General features: G+C 63.4%; 22 protein-coding genes. 9 read left to right on the forward strand and 13 right to left on the reverse strand.

From position 1 onward, the window contains the following. Nucleotides 1-13 precede the first annotated feature (13 nt). From Q8L25_RS24315 to Q8L25_RS24330, 4 genes are all read right to left on the reverse strand, one after another. Nucleotides 14-3,208, reverse strand: coding sequence for an efflux RND transporter permease subunit (locus Q8L25_RS24315; protein ID WP_308921853.1), 3,195 nt, complete (start codon nucleotides 3,206-3,208; stop codon nucleotides 14-16). A 3-nt stretch (nucleotides 3,209-3,211) separates the two neighbouring features. Then, nucleotides 3,212-4,468, reverse strand: coding sequence for an efflux RND transporter periplasmic adaptor subunit (locus Q8L25_RS24320; RefSeq protein WP_308921854.1), 1,257 nt, complete (start codon nucleotides 4,466-4,468; stop codon nucleotides 3,212-3,214). 279 nt (nucleotides 4,469-4,747) lie between these two features. Continuing rightward, nucleotides 4,748-5,608 (reverse strand): alpha/beta hydrolase, encoded by an 861-nt coding sequence (locus tag Q8L25_RS24325; protein ID WP_308921855.1) that lies wholly within the window; start codon nucleotides 5,606-5,608, stop codon nucleotides 4,748-4,750. Beyond that, the gene (locus Q8L25_RS24330; RefSeq protein WP_308921856.1) at nucleotides 5,605-5,772 is read right to left on the reverse strand and encodes a hypothetical protein; all 168 of its coding nucleotides are present in this window, start codon (nucleotides 5,770-5,772) and stop codon (nucleotides 5,605-5,607) included. The genes Q8L25_RS24325 and Q8L25_RS24330 overlap by 4 nt, the downstream gene beginning before the upstream one ends. A 200-nt stretch (nucleotides 5,773-5,972) precedes the next feature. Here Q8L25_RS24330 and Q8L25_RS24335 point away from each other — a divergent pair, with 200 nt between their 5' ends. Both Q8L25_RS24335 and Q8L25_RS24340 read left to right on the forward strand, forming a co-directional pair. Next, nucleotides 5,973-6,923 carry a LysR substrate-binding domain-containing protein gene (locus Q8L25_RS24335; protein WP_308921857.1) on the forward strand — a complete coding sequence of 317 codons (951 nt, stop codon included), beginning with the start codon at nucleotides 5,973-5,975 and terminating at the stop codon, nucleotides 6,921-6,923. Further along, complete coding sequence (locus Q8L25_RS24340) at nucleotides 6,920-7,903, forward strand: D-2-hydroxyacid dehydrogenase (RefSeq protein ID WP_308921858.1); 984 nt, start codon at nucleotides 6,920-6,922, stop codon at nucleotides 7,901-7,903. Before Q8L25_RS24335 ends, Q8L25_RS24340 begins: the two co-directional genes overlap by 4 nt. Here Q8L25_RS24340 and Q8L25_RS24345 read toward each other — a convergent pair. Then, a complete protein-coding gene (locus Q8L25_RS24345; protein ID WP_308921859.1) occupies nucleotides 7,900-8,409 on the reverse strand; it encodes a DUF1993 domain-containing protein in 510 nt (169 codons plus the stop codon). The two genes, Q8L25_RS24340 and Q8L25_RS24345, sit on opposite strands and share 4 nt — an antisense overlap. Beyond that, complete coding sequence (locus Q8L25_RS24350; protein ID WP_308921860.1) at nucleotides 8,399-8,731, reverse strand: helix-turn-helix domain-containing protein; 333 nt, start codon at nucleotides 8,729-8,731, stop codon at nucleotides 8,399-8,401. The genes Q8L25_RS24345 and Q8L25_RS24350 overlap by 11 nt, the downstream gene beginning before the upstream one ends. 132 nt (nucleotides 8,732-8,863) lie before the next feature. Between Q8L25_RS24350 and gstA the strand changes: the two genes are divergently transcribed. Next, a complete protein-coding gene (gene gstA, locus Q8L25_RS24355) occupies nucleotides 8,864-9,493 on the forward strand; it encodes a glutathione transferase GstA (protein ID WP_308921861.1) in 630 nt (209 codons plus the stop codon). On the opposite strand, the gene Q8L25_RS24360 is transcribed toward gstA, so the two are convergent. From Q8L25_RS24360 to Q8L25_RS24375, 4 genes are all read right to left on the reverse strand, one after another. Beyond that, nucleotides 9,490-10,374 carry an alpha/beta hydrolase-fold protein gene (locus tag Q8L25_RS24360; RefSeq protein ID WP_308921862.1) on the reverse strand — a complete coding sequence of 295 codons (885 nt, stop codon included), beginning with the start codon at nucleotides 10,372-10,374 and terminating at the stop codon, nucleotides 9,490-9,492. The genes gstA and Q8L25_RS24360 overlap by 4 nt on opposite strands. 71 nt (nucleotides 10,375-10,445) lie before the next feature. Beyond that, entirely contained in the window at nucleotides 10,446-11,669 is a 1,224-nt protein-coding gene (locus tag Q8L25_RS24365) for a histidine kinase dimerization/phospho-acceptor domain-containing protein (RefSeq protein WP_308925791.1), read from the reverse strand. Continuing rightward, on the reverse strand, nucleotides 11,669-12,376 hold the full coding sequence (locus tag Q8L25_RS24370) for a response regulator transcription factor (RefSeq protein ID WP_308921863.1): 708 nt from the start codon (nucleotides 12,374-12,376) through the stop codon (nucleotides 11,669-11,671). Before Q8L25_RS24370 ends, Q8L25_RS24365 begins: the two co-directional genes overlap by 1 nt. A 252-nt stretch (nucleotides 12,377-12,628) precedes the next feature. Beyond that, nucleotides 12,629-13,192: a GNAT family N-acetyltransferase gene (locus Q8L25_RS24375; RefSeq protein ID WP_308921864.1), complete on the reverse strand. Its 564-nt coding sequence runs from the start codon at nucleotides 13,190-13,192 to the stop codon at nucleotides 12,629-12,631. 141 nt (nucleotides 13,193-13,333) lie between these two features. Here Q8L25_RS24375 and Q8L25_RS24380 point away from each other — a divergent pair, with 141 nt between their 5' ends. The 4 genes from Q8L25_RS24380 (at nucleotide 13,334) to Q8L25_RS24395 (ending at nucleotide 17,068) form a co-directional block, all read left to right on the forward strand. Then, entirely contained in the window at nucleotides 13,334-13,738 is a 405-nt protein-coding gene (locus Q8L25_RS24380; RefSeq protein ID WP_308921865.1) for a hypothetical protein, read from the forward strand. 7 nt (nucleotides 13,739-13,745) lie between these two features. Further along, a complete protein-coding gene (locus Q8L25_RS24385; protein ID WP_308921866.1) occupies nucleotides 13,746-15,020 on the forward strand; it encodes a hypothetical protein in 1,275 nt (424 codons plus the stop codon). 34 nt (nucleotides 15,021-15,054) lie between these two features. Beyond that, nucleotides 15,055-15,917 (forward strand): IS5 family transposase gene (locus Q8L25_RS24390; RefSeq protein WP_308920715.1). Its coding sequence is split into 2 segments (ribosomal slippage): nucleotides 15,055-15,397 and nucleotides 15,397-15,917, totalling 864 coding nucleotides; the frame shifts between segments, so codons are not numbered across the junction. Beyond that, nucleotides 15,905-17,068: a mechanosensitive ion channel domain-containing protein gene (locus Q8L25_RS24395; RefSeq protein WP_308921867.1), complete on the forward strand. Its 1,164-nt coding sequence runs from the start codon at nucleotides 15,905-15,907 to the stop codon at nucleotides 17,066-17,068. The genes Q8L25_RS24390 and Q8L25_RS24395 overlap by 13 nt, the downstream gene beginning before the upstream one ends. Before the next feature lie 39 nt (nucleotides 17,069-17,107). Here Q8L25_RS24395 and Q8L25_RS24400 read toward each other — a convergent pair whose 3' ends face one another. Genes Q8L25_RS24400 through Q8L25_RS24410 form a run of 3 tightly spaced genes read right to left on the reverse strand, consistent with a single transcriptional unit; the run spans nucleotide 17,108 to nucleotide 19,317 of the window. Continuing rightward, nucleotides 17,108-18,082, reverse strand: a complete 975-nt coding sequence (locus Q8L25_RS24400) for a L,D-transpeptidase family protein (RefSeq protein ID WP_308921868.1) — start codon at nucleotides 18,080-18,082, stop codon at nucleotides 17,108-17,110. Continuing rightward, nucleotides 18,082-18,597: a hypothetical protein gene (locus Q8L25_RS24405; protein ID WP_308921869.1), complete on the reverse strand. Its 516-nt coding sequence runs from the start codon at nucleotides 18,595-18,597 to the stop codon at nucleotides 18,082-18,084. Before Q8L25_RS24405 ends, Q8L25_RS24400 begins: the two co-directional genes overlap by 1 nt. A 48-nt stretch (nucleotides 18,598-18,645) precedes the next feature. Beyond that, complete coding sequence (locus Q8L25_RS24410) at nucleotides 18,646-19,317, reverse strand: hypothetical protein (RefSeq protein ID WP_308921870.1); 672 nt, start codon at nucleotides 19,315-19,317, stop codon at nucleotides 18,646-18,648. Between the two features lie 101 nt (nucleotides 19,318-19,418). On the opposite strand from Q8L25_RS24410, the gene Q8L25_RS24415 reads away from it, so the two are divergent. Then, nucleotides 19,419-20,081 carry a hypothetical protein gene (locus tag Q8L25_RS24415; protein WP_308921871.1) on the forward strand — a complete coding sequence of 221 codons (663 nt, stop codon included), beginning with the start codon at nucleotides 19,419-19,421 and terminating at the stop codon, nucleotides 20,079-20,081. 165 nt (nucleotides 20,082-20,246) lie between these two features. Continuing rightward, entirely contained in the window at nucleotides 20,247-20,402 is a 156-nt protein-coding gene (locus Q8L25_RS24420) for a hypothetical protein (RefSeq protein ID WP_308921872.1), read from the forward strand. Nucleotides 20,403-20,412: the final 10 nt, after the last annotated feature.

A 20,412-nucleotide genomic window follows, 5' to 3' on the forward strand; every position in this document is an offset into this window, starting at 1 on the left:
TTCAGGTTGTTTTTCACGATACATCTCCTTCCAGGTCCAGCACCGGCGCGGCGGGGCGCTTGGCGGCGGCTGGTTTTTTCTCGAAACGCTGCGCCAGGGTACGCAGCAATACATAAAAGACAGGCGTCAGGAACAGGCCGAAGAAGGTCACGCCCAGCATGCCGGCAAATACCGCCACACCCATGGCATGGCGCATTTCCGAACCGGCGCCGTGCGAGAACACCAAGGGCACCACGCCCATGATGAACGCGATCGACGTCATCAGGATCGGACGCAGACGCAGGCGGCAAGCTTCCAGCGCGGCCTGCACGACGGTGCGGCCATGGTCTTCCAGTTCGCGGGCAAACTCGACGATCAGAATCGCATTCTTCGACGCCAGCCCCACCAGCACGAACAGCGCGATCTGGGTGAACACATTGTTGTCGCCACCGGTCAGTTTCACGCCCAGCAAGGCGCACAAAATCGACATCGGCACGATCAGGATCACGGCCAGCGGCAGGGTCCAGCTTTCGTACTGGGCGGCCAGCACCAGGAACACCAGCAGCACGCACAGCGGGAACACATAGATCATCGTGTTACCGGACAGGATGTCCTGGTAGGTCAGCTCGGTCCATTCATACGAAATCCCTTGCGGCAGCACTTCCTTGGCGATGCGTTCCAGCGCGGCTTGCGCCTGGCCGCTCGACACACCCGGTGCCGGGCCGCCATTGAAATCGGCTGCGGCGTAGGCGTTGTAGCGCTGCACGCGGTCCGGACCATAGCTGTCTTTCACGCGCATCAAGGAGGACAGCGGGATCATTTCGCCCTTGTCGCTACGCACCTTCAGCTGCGCGATATCCTGCGCATGCGAACGGAACTCGGCATCGGCCTGCACGCGCACCTGGTAGGTACGGCCAAACTGGTTGAAGTCGTTCACGTACAGCGAACCGAGGTTGATCTGCAAGGTCTGGTAGATGGTGGCCAGCGGCACGCCCAATTGCTTGGCCTTGACGCGGTCGACATCGGCGAACAACTGCGGCACGTTGATCTGGTAGCCCGAGAACACGCCCGCCAGTTCCGGCGTCTGGTAAGCCTTGCCGGCCAGCGCCTGGGTGGCGTTGTACAGCGCGTCGTAACCGAGATTGCCGCGGTCTTCGATCATCATCTTGAAGCCGCCGATGGTGCCCAGGCCGTTGACCGGCGGTGGCGGGAACACCATGATGAAGGCGTCCTGGATACCGCCCAGGCGCTTGTTGATCTCGGCCGCGATGGCGCCACCGGACAATTCCTTGGTGGTGCGTTCGTCGAACGGTTTCAGGGTGGCGAACACGATGCCGGCGTTCGGCGCATTGGTGAAGTCGTTGATCGACAGGCCCGGGAAGGCGATCGTCGATTCCACGCCAGGCACCGACTTGATGACGTCGGACATGCGGCGTACCACGTCTTCGGTGCGGTCCAGCGAGGCGGCGTCAGGCAGTTGCGCAAAGCCGACCAGGTATTGCTTGTCCTGGCCAGGCACGAAACCGGCAGGCACGGCCTTGAACACGAACACGGCGGCGACCACCAGCAAGGCGTACACGCCCAGCGAGGCGCTCTTGCGGCCCAACACACCTTTGACGCCCGCTTCATAGCGGTGCGAAGCGCGGCCGAAGAAGCGGTTGAACCAGGCGAAGAAACGGCCGAAGACCTTGTCCATGCCGCGTGTCAGCGCGTCTTTCGGCGCATCGTGCGGTTTCAACAGGGCTGCCGACAGGGCCGGCGCCAGGGTCAGCGAGCTGAATGCCGAGATCACGGTCGAAATGGCGATGGTCAGCGCGAACTGGCGGTAGAACTCGCCCGACAGGCCGGGCACGAAGGCGATCGGCACGAACACGGCGCACAGCACCAGGGCGATGGCGACGATAGGACCGCTGACCTCTTTCATGGCCTGGATGGTGGCGTCGCGCGGCGAGAGCCCTTCCTCGATATTGCGCTCCACGTTTTCCACCACCACGATGGCGTCATCGACGACGATACCGATGGCCAGCACGAGGCCGAACAGCGACAGCGTATTGATCGAAAAACCAAAGCCCAGCATCACGGCAAAGGTACCGACGATGGAGACGGGAACAGCCAGCAGCGGAATGATGGAAGCACGCCAGGTTTGCAGGAAGATGATCACCACCAGCACCACCAGGGCGATGGCCTCCAACAGCGTGTGGATCACGGCTTCGATCGAGGAGCGCACGAACTGGGTCGGGTCATACTCGATGCGATATTCGACGCCTTGCGGGAAGTCTTTTTTCAGTTCGTCCATCTTGGCGCGCACGTCGGAAGACAGTTGCAGCGCGTTGGCGTTCGGTGCTTCGAAAATACCCATGCCGACGGCCGGATTATTGTTCAGCAAGGACCGCAGCGAATAGCTGTTGGCGCCCATTTCCACGCGCGCCACGTCCTTCAGTTGCGTCACCGCGCCATCGGCATTGGTACGCACGATGATGGCGCCGAATTCCTCGGGCGACTGCAAACGGCCCTGGGTATTGACGGTCAGCTGGAACGGCGAATTTTTCGCCGGCGAAGCGCCGATCACACCGGCGGCGACCTGCACGTTCTGCTCGCGGATGGCCTCGACCACGTCATTGGCTGTCATGCCGCGCGCCGCCACTTTCTGCGGGTCGAGCCAGATACGCATGGCATAGTCGCCGGCGCCGAAGATCTGGATGTCGCCCATGCCGGGCAGGCGGGCCAATTGATCCTTGACGTTCAGCACCGCGTAGTTACGCAGGTACATGTCGTCATAGCGCTTGTTGGGCGAGACCAGGTGCACCACCATGGTCAGGTTGGGCGAGGACTTGACGGTCGTCACGCCGATCTGGCGCACCTCTTCCGGCAGGCGCGGCAAGGCGCGCTGCACGCGGTTCTGCACCTGCGTCTCGGCCTGCTCGACGTTGGTGCCGATCTTGAAGGTAATCGTCAGCATCATCGCGCCGTCCGACGTATTTTGCGAGGACATGTAGAGCATGTTCTCGACACCGTTGATCTGCTCCTCCAGCGGGGCGGCAACGGTTTCGGCGATCACTTTCGGATTGGCGCCCGGATACTGCGCGCGCACCACCACCGATGGCGGCACGACGTCGGGATATTCCGAGATCGGCAGGCCGAAGATCGACAGCATCCCGGCCACGAAAATGACAATCGACAGCACCGCCGCAAAGATCGGCTTGTCGATGAAAAAGCGTGAAAAGTTCATGGTTTATTCCTTGGTGGTCGCTGCCGTTTTCGATTCCGCCTTGGCGGCAATCTTGGCGTCTTTTGTTGCTGGTTTTGCGGGAGCCACTGGCGCCGTCGGATCGAAGTCCATTGCCACCATCTGTGGCGTCACCGGGGCGCCCGGGCGCACGCGCTGCAGGCCGTTGACGACGATCTTCTCGCCCGCCTTCAGGCCTTCGCGCACCACGCGCAAACCATCGGCGTTCGGGCCCAGCTTGACGGCGCGGTATTCGGCCTTGTTGTCGGCGCCCACCACGTAGACATACTTGCGGCTCTGGTCGGTGCCGACGGCGCGGTCGCTGATCAACAGCGCCGTGCCTTGCGCCTGCGCGCCGCTGCCGGTATCGAGCTGGATGCGGGCGAACAAACCAGGCACCAGCATGCGGTCGGCGTTGGCGAAGGTGGCGCGCATGCGCACGCTGCCGGTGGCCGGATCGAGCTGGTTGTCGACGAATTCCAGCTTGCCTTCATGCGGGAAACCGCTCTCGTTGGCCAGGCCCACCTTGACGAGCACGGGCGCGCCCTTTTGCGCCGTGCCGGCCACGCGCAGATAGGTGTCTTCGTCGCCGTCGAAGCTGGCGTAGATGCGGTCGGTCGAGACCACGGACGTCAGGATGGCGGTGGCGTCGATCAGGTTGCCGACGGTGATCTCGGCCTTCGATACGCGGCCGCTGATCGGCGCCTGCACCTGGGTGTACGACAGGTTCAGCCTGGCCGCTTCATACGACGCTTGCGCGGCGCGCACATTGGCGTCCAGCTCTTTCAGGCCCGACGCTTTTTCATCGAGTTCGCGCTGCGGGATGGCTTTTTCGGCCAGCAGTTTTTCGGCGCGCGACAGTTCCAGCTTGGCCAGTTCGGCCTTGGCGCGGGCCGAGGCGGCGGCGCCTTCGGCACGCGACACTTCAGCCTGGAACGGACGCGGATCGATCACGAACAGCACGTCGCCCTTTTTCACTTCGCTGCCCGGCTTGAAGTTCACCGAGGTGATGAAGCCGCCGACGCGCGAGCGGATTTCCACGCGTTCGATGGCTTCCAGGCGGCCCGAGAATTCCTGGGTTTCGGTAATCTGTTTTTCGATCACGGCGGCGGCCGAGATCGGTGGGCCACCGGCCGCCGGCGCGTCGGGCACCTTGCTGTTGGCTGAATCGCAGCCAGCCAGGCTGAACGCCACCAGGCCGGCAACGGCCAGCGAGGCCGCCAGGGGCTTGAGCAGGATAGAAATTTGTTGAACGTTTTTCATTTTATTTCCCTGTTTTATGAAAATTTCTAATGGTATAGGCGACAGGAAGCCACCCAGCCGATTAAAGTGAATAAAGATGCAATGGCGCCCGACGGCGCTCGGTCAAAGATAAAGGGACCGCCTGCGTCAAAAAAGCGGGCGGGGTCGACAAAGCCGGCTGTACGAACGCACAGCGCAGACGAATGGGGTGTTCAGGGAACTACACTACACAGTGTAACAACCAGAACTCAAAAAGTAAACTGCTAAGTGTAATTTATTTCAGCGTGCGGGATGGTGGTGTCATGAGCTGGGCTCCTGGCTGAGGCCAGCGACAAAACTGGCAATTTCACCGAGCACTTGCACCTTGCAAGCACATTCGTTACGGGCGGTGGCGTCTTGCAGCGGCACCGCGGGCATGCGCCGCACGGTCGTCTTGATGCCGCAGGCGATCAGCTTGCTGCCGTATTGTTCAGCCTCGTCGCGCAATGGGTCGTCTTCGCTGGACACGATCAGCGCCGGCGGCAGGTTTTTCAGCCTGCTCGACTGCAGCGGCGACGCATACGGATGGCTGCGGTCGGCGGCGTTCGGCAGGTAGCCCCGGTAGGCGGCGGCGCAGGCATCGGCCACTTCCACCAGTTCCGGGCAGCTCGGCAGAGAGCGCATCGAGCAGGTCGACAGGCCGGGGTCCAGCATCGGCATGATCAGCACCTGGCCGGCCAGCGCCGGGCCGCCCCGGTCGCGCGACATCATGGCGCACACGGCGGCCAGGTTGGCGCCCGCTTCGATGCCCGACACCAGCATCTGCTTGCCGCTCCAGCCCAGCTTGGCCTTGTTCTTCTTGGCCCACACCAGCACGGCATGTGCGTCTTCGACGGCGGCGGGAAAAGGCCGCACGCTGGCCAGGGTGTAGTTCGACGCCAGCACCACCTGGTCGGCATTGCCCAGCACCAGGCAGCGCAGGAAATCGTCGGCGTCTTCCAGGTCGCCATCATTGAAGCCGCCGCCGTGAAAGAACACGATCAGGCTGGATTTTTTCGCGCCCGGCACGCCGGCCGTATAGATGCGTGCCGCCAGCGGCCCGACTTCGCCCTGCACTTCGATATCGCGTATCTTCAGCGACTCGGCAGGCGCCAGGCCGGCTGCGCTGGCGGGCGCGTTCATTGCGCCACCACCGGCGCCACGGCCATGTCGAGACCGGCGTCATTGACGCACAGCAAGGTGCCGCCGACTTCATGGGTCAGGGCGCTGTAGCCGCTGGCTTCGGCTTGCGCCGCCTGCGAGTAAGCGTCCGTAAATACCATCGAAGCCAGAGCAAGCGAGCTCACTACGAGCGCGAACACTGCAAAGTTTCCATTCCGATGACCCATGATTTTTCTCCTGTAACTATCAACCGCTGTTTCTGCAACCTCGTATTTATGCTGCAGTACAACAACTATAAACTTGTTCTACAATCTGATAAAGTAGGCAATGATGAATTGATTGTTCAAGATTCTGAACAATGTGAAGTAAAGTGTCAGGAAATCAAGTGAACAAGCTACAAGCCATGGAAGTGTTCATCCAGGTGGTCGATGCGGGCGGCTTTACGCGCGCGGCCGAAAACATGCAGTTGCCGAAAGCGACCGTGTCGACCCTGATCGCGGCGCTGGAAAGCAGCCTGTCGGTCAAATTGCTGAACCGCACCACGCGCCACGTCAGCATCACCTCGGACGGCGCCGCCTATTATGAACACTGCGTGCGCATCCTGTCGGACGTGCGCGAAGCCGAGGAATCGCTGTCGCGCACGCGGCTGAACCCCAGCGGCCGCCTGCGGGTCGATGCGCCCACCGCACTGGCCAGCGAACTCCTGATCCCCGCCCTGCCCGACTTTTTCGCGCGCTATCCCGACATCGTGCTCGAACTGGGCTGCAGCGACCGCCCCGTCGACCTGATCGAGGAAGGCGTGGACTGCGCCGTGCGCGGCGGTGAACTGGGAGACTTGAACCTGATCGCGCGCCGGGTCGGCGTGCTGCATTTCGTCACCTGCGCCTCGCCCGGCTACCTGGCCCACCACGGCACGCCGCAACATCCGAACGACCTGCCGCGCCACCGTGGCGTGAATTTTTTCTCGGCCAAGACGGGCCGCACCTTCGAGTGGGACTTCACGCGCAACGGCGAACGCATCCAGATCGCCATGCCCAGCCATATCGCCCTGAACGACTCGAACGCCTACACGGCGGCCGGCGTGGCGGGCCTGGGCATCGTGCAAATGACGCATTTCATGCTTGCGCCATTGATGGAACAAGGCAAAATGGTCGAGTTGCTCAAGGAGTGGGAATCCGACCCGCTGCCGATCCACGTGATCTATCCGCCCAACCGCCACCTGTCCGCCAAGGTGCGCGTGTTTGTCGAATGGGTCGCCGACATGTTTACCAACCACCCGGCCACGCAGATGAAGACCAGGAATGCGCGCGCCGGCCAGACCGAGGCCCAGCCATGACAGCACCACAGCACCCGCCATACTCATCACCACATCGCATCGTTTTTCTCGACCGCGACAGCCTGATCGCCCAGGTCCGCCCACCCGCCTTTGCCCACGAGTGGGCTGAGCACGCGCACACCAAGGGCAGCGCACAGACTGTCGAACGCTTGCTTGGCGCCAGCATCGCCATCACGAATAAAGTGCCGCTGCGGGAGGCCGAACTGGCCCAATTGCCGGACCTGAAAATGATCGCCGTGGCCGCCACCGGCACCGACATCATCGACCTGCCCGCCTGTCGCGCGCGCGGCATTTTAGTGGCCAATATCCGCGACTATGCGCGCGCCACCGTGCCCGAACATACCCTGGCGCTGATGCTGGCCCTGCGCCGCCAGCTGGTCGCCTACCGCGCCGACATCGAGGCGGGCCTGTGGCAGGCATCGGACCGTTTCTGCCTGTTCGGCCATCCGATCCGCGACCTGGCCGGCAGCCGTCTGGGCTTGCTCGGTTACGGCGCGCTGGGCAAATCCGTGGCCCACCTGGCGCGCGCCTTCGGCATGCAGGTGGCCGTGCATAACCGCTCGCCCATCAACGAGGAAGGCGTGACCGAAGTATCGCTGGAAGAACTGCTGGCCACTTCCGACATCTTGAGCCTGCACCTGCCCCTGACCGACAAGACGCGCAACATCATCGGTGCCAGGGAGCTGGCCAGCATGAAGCCCACGGCGCTATTGATCAACACGGCACGCGGCGGCCTGGTCGACGAAGCGGCGCTGGCCGACGCCTTGACACAGGGCGTGATCGCCGGCGCCGGTTTCGACGTGCTCTCGAAAGAACCGCCGGAACCTGACAACCCGCTGCTGCAACTGCGACTGCCCAATTTCATCTTGACGCCGCACACGGCATGGGCCAGCGGCGAGGCGATGCAGCTGCTGGCCGACATGCTGATCGATAATGTGGAAGCGTTCGAGCGGGGCAAGCCGGTGAACGTGGTGGGCTAGACAGGCTGCGCCAGGCCGGGTTTTTCAAACGAAAACCCTGGCGCATACAGGTGATAGCCATCGAAATCGCCCTTGCCGATCGGCGCGCCGCAGCTGCGCGCGATCGCATACGCCATGCTGAAGTGAAAGTAGAAATTCGGCAGGATATACAGGTGCAAAAACTCGTCGGCCGGCAGCGCGATATCGGCAAAGCCGGCGCGGTCCAGGCAGAGGCGATCCGGCCGCCCGTCAAAGCGCTGCGCCGGTATCGCTGCGAGATACGCGATGGTCTGCGCGATCTGCTCCTGCAGGGTGCTCGCATCGCTGAAGCTGACCACTTCCAATCCGGCCAGCGGACAGCAGCCGCGCAGCGAAAAGCTGATGGCCGCATTCACTTGCGAGGCAAACGGCAGCATCTCCGGATGCAGGCGAGCAGTCAATATCTGCGGCTGAGATGCCAGCTTGTCCAGCATGGCCGACAGCTGGCGCAGCGAGCGGCAAAAAACATGTGGTGCGCTAATCGTCATTATTATCCTTCCTGGCCTTGAGCCACAAACCGAATTCCTTCATCACGGCCACCACCGGCAGCAGGCGCTGGCCATCTGCTGTCAACGCATATTCCACTTTCACCGGCACTTCCGGATACACCGTGCGCGCGACCAGCCCCGCCTCTTCCAGCGCGCGCAAATCGAGGGTCAGCATGCGCTGCGAAATATGCGGCACGTCGCGCCGCAGTGCATTAAAACGCTTGGGGCCGTCGAGCAGGTAGGACACCAGCAGCAGGCGCCAGCGCCCACCGAGCAGCCGCATCGCTTCTTCGATCGAACATCCCGTCACGCTTTGCTTCATGGCCAGTCACCCGCATCAAGTATAAAAAATGTACCTACATAACATTATAGTGCCTTCTTCCCTTTTTATCCTTGATGCCTATAATGGCTGTCCAGGCGGGCTCACCTGGAGTTCGCGATTACCGGAGCCATCATGAAGCTGTACCATATCCCCGCCAGCTGCTCGCTGGGCACGCATATCGTCCTGAAGGAACTGGGCCTGGATGCCACCCTCGTCAAGGTCGATTACAAGCGGCATGTGACGGAACACGGCGCCAGTTTTTACGATGTGAATGCGCACGGCTATGTGCCCGCGCTTGAGCTGGACGACGGATGCATGCTGCGTGAAGGGCCGGCCATCATGCAATACCTGGCCGACCTGCGCCCCGAAGCCCGGCTGGCGCCGCCCAACGGCAGCTTCGAGCGCTACCGCCTGCAGGAATGGCTGAACTTCCTGTCCACCGAAGTACACAAGGGATTTATTCCGCTGCTGTACGCCGCCCAGGCCGGCAACTACGTGGAAATGGCCAGGCCCAAGCTGGAACAGCGCTATGCCTGGATCGACCAGCAACTGGCCGGCCAGCCCTATCTGATGGGCGAGCACTTCAGCGTGGCCGACGCCTACCTGTTCGCGCTGACGGGATGGGGCCAGGCACCGTGGCTGACCTCATATTACAAGGCCGATATCCATTTCGACCAGCTCGATCATTTACGCGACTGGTACCAGCGCATGCAGGCACGGCCGGCGGTGCGGCAGGCGTTACGGGAGGAAGGGCTGATTTAATTCCTGCGATGCCTGCCGAAAAACGCCCATATCACCTCATTGGCATCGATGCCGCGTGAGGTCTTGCCGATCGGCAGTCCAATATTAAAAGCATCGGCGCCGGGCCAGGTGTGGCCGCCGCCATCGATGGTGAGCAGGGCCACGCTTTGCTGGCCATTGCCCTGCTCCAGCATGCTCACTTTCAAGTCGTCGCCCACCACGGCCGGCAGCAAACGCCGCGGCGCGGTGTCGGCTGCGATGCCGTTGACCTTGGCCCAGTAGCGCAAGGTGGCGTCAGCCGACAGATAGCCGCCGGCCTTGCCCTCATACAGCACCACCTGGTCGGCCGTGCCGTGGATCAGCAGCATGCCGACCTTCTCCGGTTTGCCGTGATGCGCGAGTACCGGTTCCGGCATCGGCGCGCCGACCGAGGCCACGGCGGCGAACTGCTGCGGCAGCTCGGCGGCCAGGCGCAGGGCAAAGAAGCCGCCGCGCGACAGGCCGGTGGCGTACACGCGCCGGCTGTCAATGCGGTAATCCTGTTTCAGCTTGGCCAGCATGGCTTGCGTGAAGCCGGCGTCGTCGGTGCCGGCCAGGTAATCCATGCCGAAGCCCACGTTCCAGTCCTGCTTGATGCCTTGCGGGTAGACAACGATAAAACCGTGGCGGTCGGCGGCCCGGTTCATCTGCGTGTACAGCATCTGCTCGGCCATGGTCATGCCGCCGCCATGGAAATTGAACACGACTGGGAAGGCTTGATGCGGCTGGCTTTGGTAAGCGGGTGGCGTGTAGACGATATAGCGCCGCTTGGTGTCCTGGTGCTGCAGGGTTTGCACCTGGGCCTGGGCCAGGACGGGGAAGCAGGTGGCGAGCAACAACAGCAGGCTGACAATGATGTTCATGGGGTTCTCCGCAAGTAAGGTGCGGCCAGCATACGGAGGGCGAGGTGAAAGCGCGGTGAAATCGGCCGGCTTTAAGCCGCCATGATGGGAACGATATCGACGCGGTAATCCGCTGTGCCCGGATAAAAACGGATTTCCCATTGCATCACCTGCGCCAGGCGCGCCAGCAGCAGCTGGCCATGCGAAAAACCCCGCACGCGCACGGCTTGCCCCACCGGCACGGTATTGTGGATGGACAGGCAGCCTTGCTCGACGGACATCGTCAACTGGCAGGCGGGGCCGCCGTGGAACAGGGCATTGGTCAGGCAATTGTTCAGCAGCAGATTGACCAGCTGGCGATGGCCCCGCACCGGCAGGCGCTGCGGCAGGTCCAGCGCCAGCAGGCTGGCGTCCCAGCGATGCTCTTCAAGCAGGCGCAGCAGGCATTGCTCGATGCAGCCGCGCAGCTCCACCGTGTCAACGGCAATCTGCTCGGCGCGTGCCAGCGCGAACAGCAGCTCGACGGTATTGCTCAGCTCATCGGTGCCCTGTTGCAGCTGGGCTTGCTCTTCCAGGAGCAGCGGTCGCGACGATGCCAGCGCCAGCGTGTTGCGCATCAAGGTCAGCGGCGTGCGCAATTCGTGGCTGACGTCGCGGGCAAACGCCTGTTCGCGCTGCAAGGCCGTTTGCAGTTCGATAAACGTGGTTTCCAGCCGGCGCGCCAGGAAGCCGATTTCGTCCGGCCTCTCGCGTGCGCTGAACCGCGGTGGATGTTCGGGCGTCAAGGCGCGCGCTTCCTGCGCCAGTGTTTGCAAGGGCAGCACCAGACGCCGTGCCAGCAGCCAGGCCAGCAGCAGCGCCAGGCCGACCAGCGCCAGCGCGACGCCGATCAGCACGCCGCCCACTTCCTGTACCAGGCGCGACACCACCAGCAGCGGCGCCACATCGGCCAGCAGATACCAGCGCATGGGCTTGCCTGCATTCTCCAGCGCCAGCGCCATCACGTGGTAATGCTGGCCCGTACTTGTAAATACTTCGGCGCGCGGCGCCGATGACAAAAATTGCTGCCGCACGGGTGCCGGCAGGGCGCCATAGTCGCGATAGACCGTGATCAGGTCGCTGCCGGAGGCCGCCGCCACGCCCTGCTGGCGCACGCGCGTGGTGATGGCGGCCGCCTCGCGTTCCAGCAGGCGCTGCACCAGCATGTCTTCGGTAACATAGGAAATCACCACCGCCAGGCCCGTATAGCACAGGCACAGCAGCACGGCAAAACCGGCCAGTGCCGCAAACAGGCCACGCCGTATGGTCGTGACCATCACGGCCCTGCCCGGCTGCCGGCGGCTATGGCCAGCCGATAGCCCAGCTGCGGTATCGTCACCAGCAGGCCGGCGGCGCCCGCGAGTTCCAACTGCTTGCGCAGCGCATAGACATGCGACTTCAAGGCGTCGCTGTCCGGCGGCTCGCTGCCCCACAGGTGGGCGATCAGGGCCGAGCGCGAGACGGCGTGCGGATGCTCACGGCACAGCAGCAGCAAGATCCTGAAACCGCTGTGCGTCAGCGCCAGTGGCGCCTTGCCATACAGGGCGCGGCCTTCGCGCGCCAAAAGCAGCAGCGGGCCGACGCGCATTTCCTGGTGCACGTGCAACTGGCTGCGCCGCGCCAGCGCCTCGCAGCGCAGGGCCAGCTCGCGCAAGTCGAACGGCTTGGTCAGGTAATCGTCGGCGCCGTCATTGAAACCGCGCGCCTTGTCTTCATAGGCATCGCGCGCCGTCAGCATCAGGACCGGCACATTGCTGGGCGCGCCCGCCTTGATGGCGCGGCATACCTGCAAGCCGTCGATATCGGGCAGGTTCAGGTCCAGCAGCACCACGTCATAGATATTGCTGGTGGCCAGCCGCACGCCCAGCGCACCGGTGGCGGCATGGTCACATTGCCAGTGCAGGCCGTCGCAGAACGTGGCGACCTGGCGCGCAATGCCGGCATGGTCTTCGATCAGCAGGATGGAAAGCGGCGAGCGGCTCATGCGGGGTTCGCTACTACCGGCACTTGCACTCGCTCGGCCCCCTGCCGCGCATGCCAGCGGTGAGCTGCCATGGGTCGATATATTTCAACTGACCCGACTGCTGTGTTTCCGCACATTTTCTTGAACAAAGTTGTTCCTTCGTTGGGATAAACGGCGCCACGTACATGAACAGCAGGTTCACGCCAACAATCGCGACCAATATCAGTCCAATGATCGCCGGAACGGGTAATGTCTGCCATATCCGCATATTGATCAATCTGCCGCAAGACGCCGCGCTTCCCACTCGCGCCGCAGCAAACCGTACAGCGCCGAATCGCTGACCTGGCCGCCGACGATCCAGCGCTCGGGAAGGTAGCCTTCCTGCTTGAAACCCAGGCGCAGCAAGGCGTTGGCCGAGCCGATGTTCAAGGGATCGATATCGGCTTCCAGCCGGTTCAGGTCGCGCTCGACGAACGCGTATTCCAGCAGCGCCGTCAACGCTTCGTGCATATAGCCCTGGCCCCAGTAGGGGCGGCCCAGCGCGTAACCCAATTCGGCGCGGCGGTTTTGCCGGTGCACGGCATGCAGGGTGCAGCTACCCATGTATTCGCCGGTTGCCTTCAATGCGATGGCAAAACGAAAGAACTCTTCTTTCTCGAACGCCTCGGCGTCGTCGGCAATCTGCTGCACGGCGCGGCCCGGGGCCTGCCAGGGTGGCTCGCTGAAGTAGCGCATCACTTCCGGATCGGAATGCATGGCGAACAGGGCGTCGGCATCGGACGGGTGCGGCGGGCGCAGGATCAAGCGCCCGGTGGTGATGGTTTTGGTGTAGGCCATGCGGCTCCAGTGGGAAATGCGCAACGTTATTAGTTTATGCAACTATATGGAAGTTGCGGCCGTTTTCCAATAGCTTCGTTTAGAATATTATTAACAGGAATTCAACCCACTGCGCCCTGATGTGGCTGCCAGGAGAAGCTGATGAAGAAGATCCTGACCGTACTGACCTGCGCCCTGGTGCTGCAAACCAGTGCCTGGGCGCTTGATCCGGTCAGGCAGGAAAAGGTCGAACTGGCGCAAGGCGCGCCTGTCGAAAAGCTGAGCGGCAAGATCAAGGGTTATGCCACGGTCAAATACAGCGTCACGGCGCCGGCCGGCAGCAAGCTCGCCATCAAGCTCGATAGCGCCAATACGTCCACCTGTTTCAATGTCAGCCAGGATGGCGCGGACGAGGCGCTGTTTGTCGGCTCGCGCGACGGCAACCGCTACCAGGTTGCCGTCACCGCTCCAGGCCACTACAAGGTGCTCGTGTACCTGATGCGCAATGCGGCCCGCAAGGATCAAACAGCCAGTTACGTGCTGGAAGTCGGCGCCACCGGTTCCTGAACAGCGCATGCGCGCGCTGCTCAATGTCGTGCTGCTGGCGCTGTCGCTGCTGGCCAGCTTCCATGCGCTGGCCCAAAGCACGACCGTCACCGCCGCCACGCCGATCGCCGTGCAGGACATCCTGCCGCGTGCCGAGGAGGAACAGCAGCGGCTCGAATCAGCCAAGGCCCTCCTGGCCGCACCGGCGCCGGATGTGCGCCTGCGCGCCCTGCTCGACGATATCGCCATCCCGGTCAACGCCAAATTGCGCGCCACGCCGGGCGTGGCCTTGCGCGATCTGCCCATCATGCGGCTCGAAAGCCTGGCGCGCCACTGGCAATTCGATGCGCGCCGCTTCGGGCAATGGGACATCCAGGCACGGCGCGCCTTTGCGCCCTATGCCGACAGCGCCATGCAGCTGGCGCAGCGCCGCGCCGCCTGGTCGGCCACGCGCGCCGCCGGCCTGCTCGACGGCTTGCCGCCGGTACTGTCCGGGCGGGTCGACGCCATGCTGGCGCAGATCGACGCCACCGAGACGGCCCTGGCGCTGGTATTGTCGCGCCAGTTCGACCTGACGCAGCGCGGCAACGAACTGAAGGCGCAGATCCAGTCCGGACGCAATGACGTCGCCGCCGCCATCGACGATATCGACCAGCGCCTGCTGCGCGTCGACGTGCCGCCGCTGTGGCATGGCATCGGCACCGGCGTCACGCCGCAAGCGGGCCTGGCGGCCATGCACCGGGGCCTGGAAATCGAACAGCAGTTTGCCATCGAGTATCACGCGGTGGGTACCGGCAACCAGCAGGCGGTGCGCGTGGTGCAACTGCTATTGCTGCCTTTAATCATCTGGCTGGTCATGCGCAGCCGCCATGCGCGCGACGGTGCCGGCGCTCCCCCCAGCGGCGCCGCGCGCGCCCTGCGCCGCCCAGTGTCGGCCTGGCTGCTGCTGTCGATGCTGGCGGTGCTGGTGCTGGAACCCGATGCGCCGATGCTGGTCGAGGAATTCGCCTTGCTGCTCGCGCTGATTCCCGTGCTGCGCTTGCTGCCCATGGATGCCACGCGCACGCTCGGCACGTGGCCGTATGTGGCGATCGCCCTGTACGGTCTTGACCGGCTGGGCCTGGCGGCGGTGGCCGAGCCGGGCTGGTACCGCCTGTTCCTGCTGTTGCTGAACATGGGCGCGCTGGGCCTGACCGTGCGCATGCTGCGCGCCCCCCTGCCCTTGGCCGCCGGCGCGCGCGCCCTGCGCCTGCAGTCGCTGATGCGCGCCATCGGCTGCATCGTGCTGCTAGGGTCTGTCTGACTGAACTTAATTGAGGTTGGATGGTCATAGAGCGATGAGCCGAACTGACCTTACCGAAAAGCAGTGGTGCAAACTTGAGCCCCATCTGCCCTCCAACCCCCATCACGGTCACGTGTATGTCGAGCATCGGCACGTGATCAATGGCATCCTATGGCGCTTGCGAACAGGCGCTCCTTGGCGCGACATTCCGCCGCGCTACGGTCCTTGGCAGACCTGTTATGACCGATTTGTTCGTTGGTCGAGGAGCGGTACTTGGCAGCGACTTCTCCGGGTCATGCAGGCTGCAGCCGACGAGGCCGGCCTGGTGGACTGGGATGGCGCTGCGCTCGACGCCACATACATCAAGGCCCAGCGCAGTGCTGTCGGGGCACGAAAGACGCTGCCAGCAGCCGAAAAAAGGGGGCCGTAACTGACGAGTGGCTGGGGCGTTCACGCGGGGGCATCACCAGCAAAATCCATTTATGCGTCGATGGACACGGTTTGCCGCTATCCGTTCTTGTCACTGCCGGCCAGTGTAGCGATGCCGCCCACGTCGGCCAGGTACTCGATGCGATTAATGTGCCTCGTCCGGGCCGTGGTCGCCCCCGAAAAAGACCATCGAGCGTGCGCGTCGACCGCGCTTATGGTGCTCGACATTATCGGCAACAGATCCAGGCCAGAGGCATTCGATGCATTTGCCCTGAACGTCAAGATGCGCGACAGAACCGCTTACGCAAGGGACGTCGAGGTGGCGCACCGCCGCGCTTTGACGCACAAGCTTACAAAGGCCGCAATGTCGTTGAGCGCGCAATCAACCGTTTGAAAGATTTCCGCGCCGTCGCAACTCGCTACGACAAACGCGGACACAACTATTTGGCAGGTGTGACTATCGCAACAATGATCCTATGGCTCCTCTGAAATCAGTCAGACAGACCCTAGTGCTGGTGGTGGCCGCCGCCTGCAATATCGCCGGCAACACTTCCATGGCCGAGACCCTGACCAGCGGCGTGATCGACAGCGGCTATATGGCGCTGCTGCTGTATTCCAGCCTGGCCGTGTGCCAGGGCCTGCTGCATGCCGTGCTGAACCAGCCTGAAATGGCGCGCCATGGATTCGTGCAGCGCCACGGTCCGCTGCTTGAAGCTGCCTGTGGCCGGTTGCTGGTGGCTGGCGCGACGCTGGCCTGGCTGCTGTACAGCATGCACCGTTTCCGCTTGCTGCGTCCGCTGCAAAATACCGGCGCGACCATACTCGGCTTCGGCATCGAGATCGGCGAAGTCGACGTGCACCTTGGCGATATCCTGGTGTTCGTGTTGTCCAGCTGGCTGGCGTTCTGGGCCGCGCGCGTGGTGCGCCGCGTGCTGCGCGAAGAACTGCCGGGCCACAGCCGGCTGCCGCGCGGGGTTGGCAGCAGCATCGCCTCGCTCAGCTACTACGCCGTGCTGCTGGCCGGCCTCCTGATCGCCCTGTCGGCCGCCGGTTTCAAGGTCAGCCAGCTGGCGCTGGTGTTCGGCGCCCTGGGCGTGGGCATCGGTTTCGGCCTGCAAAACGTGGTCAACAATTTCGTCTCGGGCCTGGTGCTGATGTTCGAGCGTCCGGTCCAGCCCGGCGACATCGTCGACGCCGCGGGAACCTCGGGCACGGTGCGCGAGATCGGCCTGCGCGCCACCACCATCCGCACCTTCGACGGCGCCGATACGGTGCTGCCGAATGGCGTGCTGCTGGCCAGCAACCTGACCAACTGGACCATGTTCGACCGCCAGCGGCGCTTCGAGATCACGGTCGGCGTCGCCTACGGTTCGGACCCGGCCCGCGTGCTGGACGTGCTGGCGCGGGCGGCCAGCGAAACGCCTGGCGTCGCGCCAGAGCCGGCGCCGCTGGTCCTGCTGACCGGCTATGGCGACAGCGCGCTCAATTTCGTGGTCAAGGCGTGGACCACCGACATCGGCACCTGGATGGCTGTCAGTGGCGAACTGCTGAGCCGCACGCTGGCGGCGCTGCAGGCCGCCAATATCGAGATTCCTTGCCAGCGGATTGATATCAGGCTGCGCCCTGCGGACGCCGAATAGCGCCAGCGGCCCGCCACTGCGCTGCGGGTACCGGCTGTCTCAAGGCCCATCACCGCTCAGCACCGTCAGCGGCGTGCCGGTCGCGCCTTGCGACAGCGGCGCGGCAGTTACCAGCAAGGTGGTGCCGGGCAGCAAAATAGGCGCCACGCTGGCATAGAACGGCGCCGGAATCCGCACCTGCTGGCGCACCGCCGCATCGAGCGGCCGGCCTGCTTCATCCGCATGGCCGGCCACGCCGACATACAGCCATTGCGGCGCCCCAAGGGCATCCTTGCCCAGCGTCAGTACATGGGTACCATCGACGTCGCCGGGCAATACGGCGCGCGAACGGCCGATCTGGATGCCGTTTCTCAGCACCACCACGGCCTGGTCGCTGCGCGACATGACAATCGTCACGGGACCGGATGGAGCACGCTGCGGCGCCCAGAATTCGTCATCCCGCGCGCCATCGATGACGTTCGGCGCCAGCACCTCGCCGCCAGCGCCAGCCACCTGGTGCGCGGCGCTGTCGCTGACCACCACCGTGGTGCCCTGCCGCGTCGTACCGAACAGTTCGCGCGCAAACGCGTATGGCAAATGCACGCAGCCATGGCTTTCCGGATAGCCGGGCAAGCCGCCCGCATGCAGCGCCACGCCGTCCCACGTCAAACGCTGCTGGTAAGGCATGGGCGCGTTGTTGTACGCATTCGAGTGGTGCACGGCATTTTTTTCCAGGATGGTAAAGACGCCGGTCGGCGTTTCATGTCCGGGCTTGCCGCTCGACACCGTCGACACGCCGATGCGCACGCCATTGCGGTAGATGGTCGCCAACTGGCGCGACAGGTCGACATATACCAGCACCGGGCCGGCCGGCGCGATGGCCGGCGCCCATACCCACTGGCCCGGTTTGAGCGCTTGCGCCCGCCGCGCCAGTTCCACCGGCGACGACACCTTCGCGCCCTGCGCCAGCGCGGTACCGGCAATCAGGCAGCCGGCGACGCAGGCCAGCAATCTGGTGGCAGCGGAATACGCCATCAGAAACGCCTGTGGCCTTGATCGGCGTCGCAGCGGCCGCTGAACTTGATCAGGCCGTCGATGGTGATGGCGCCGTTCATGCGGTTGATCGACAGGCGCGGCTGGTTCAGGCCGTTCAGGCGGAACTTGCCGCGTATTTCATCGTGGCCGACGCTCAGCTCGTCGATTGGCCACCAGCCACTGTCGTTGTCGCCATGCAGCGGTGGAATCAAACTCCCGGGCAACTGGATGTCGCCACGGCCGCCGTGGATCGATACGGTCAAGGTGGCCTGGAAATCGGATTTGCCCAGTTCCATGCCTTGTTTCGGCACGTATTTGTGCTGGCGCGCATCCCATTCATAGCCCGAGCGGTATTCGGCGCTGGGCTTTTCCGCGCCACCATAGCAGACCAGCTGGATATCGTCCCGTGCTTCATCGCGCCGCTCGTCACGCCGGTCGTCACGATAATGGTCGTCGGACTGGGCGGTGGCCGCGCCGGCAAACGCCAGCAGGCACAGCATGAGGCCAGCTTTCATGATGACTCCTTGATGGAAAAAAACCTGGGTGAACGGGCCAGGCAGCCACTACAGCATGCGCTGCCCCTGCTGGTACAGCAGCGCGCGCACCGTCTCGACATTGTCATTGCTGACCAGGAAAAAACTCTGCAGCTCGTCAAATGGCGTGACCGCCACCAGGGTCCAGCCCTGCGGCTGCAATTGCTGGCGGAACCAGGCCAGCACGCTGCTGCTGAAGTCGTCGCCACCAACCACATCGCGCTGCTGCTGGCTGCCGGGCGCGGCGACCGACAGGCCCAGCTCATGTACCGCGCTGGCATCCTGCACCGCCTGCGTGCCGATCCCGGGCCACTCTTTCCACTCCCATTCGCCGGCCGGCAGCAGCATCGCCTGCAGGGTTACCTGCTCCTCATCGGACAGCGCGCGCTTGTCCTGGAACTGGCGTATCTGCCCCACCAGCCGCGCCAGGCGCTCGGCCAGGTCGGCCTGGGCCTCGTCGTCGAAGTCGGCCACGCCATCCTCGTTTTCCACCACCACGTCAAAGCGCAGCGGCACGCTGGCCGCCACCGGCGTCAGCTTGTAGGTGGTGTAGTCGGTGAAATCGGTCGAAATCGACAGCACACCGTCTTCCCACTCGTGGACGGTCTGGTCGTCTTCATCATAAAAGGTGGTGCAGGCTTGCCCGGGATCGGCCAGGGCGATCAAAAAAGCGGCGTGCTCGGCGTAGCTGGTGTCTGGCATGTGATGGCTCCGGTTCAGCTGTGGTGTACAGGACGAAACTTATTATTCCATGCAACTATAATTGTGTGGCAAGTTATTTTACTGACCGACAGGATGGTTGCATGGCGTTTTTTTCACGTGAGTATGAGGTATTCCTGCTGCTGGCCGCGCCCGCTTCGCCCGGCTTGTGGCAGCAGGAACAATGGACGCCGTTTGCCGACAAGGTCAACAGCATCGTGGCGCAAGCGCGTGGCAAGGGCGCCGTGCGCAGCCATCAGTACAATCCGGCCGGCAAGCTGATTCCGTTTGGCCGCATGGGCTGGGACGCCAAGGGCCATGCCAAATGGACGCACACGCCGGCAACCAGGGATGCGCGTTTCATGAGCCTGGAAGCGTGGGCGCCCGCCTGGACCACCTGCGAAAAAGACGACCTGGCGCCCGACCTGTTCATCAGCCTGTTCAATGAAGACTATCTGAACAGCGCCGGCAAGCCGCTGCTGTTCGGCCAGCGACTGGTGTGCGCGGTTGCCACCGAGATGGGGCCGGAAGCGGCCGCCACCGTGCGCGCGGCGCTGGCGCAACTGGCCGCAAAGCAACAGGCACCCGTGTTCGCCCACGCCAGGCGGCCATGGGGCAAGGCCATGCTGGGCGGATTCAGCAGCGCGATCCAGGACCTGGCCCTGACCGATCTATTTAAACCGGGCAACCCACATGAACGCGCGCTCGATGCCGAGACGTTTCGGGGACACTGGAATTTTATCGAGGTGGCCCATGCGCCATGCTGAACACCCCGCCCTACATATATTGCGTTTGCCTGGTCTTGCCGCGCTGACTGGGTTCGCCCTACACGCGGACGCCGTTGAACTGGCTGGTGCTGATACAGAAAGCAGCCAAACAGTTGGAAATAACGCCAGCCAAACTGACATTGTCGATCGACCGTGACTTGCTTCATGATGACAAACCGCAGCTGTACGGCAGCCCGTTTGGGACAAAAAAGCGATGGCAAAAACCACATCCGGCCGATTGCCGATCCTGATGGACTCGACGCGCGCCGCGCCAGCATGGGCATGCGGCCATTCGACGACAATCCCCTTATGTTCAAATAATCGGCATTCC

The organism is Janthinobacterium sp. J1-1, from assembly GCF_030944405.1.
Taxonomy (GTDB): Bacteria; Pseudomonadota; Gammaproteobacteria; order Burkholderiales; family Burkholderiaceae_D; genus Janthinobacterium.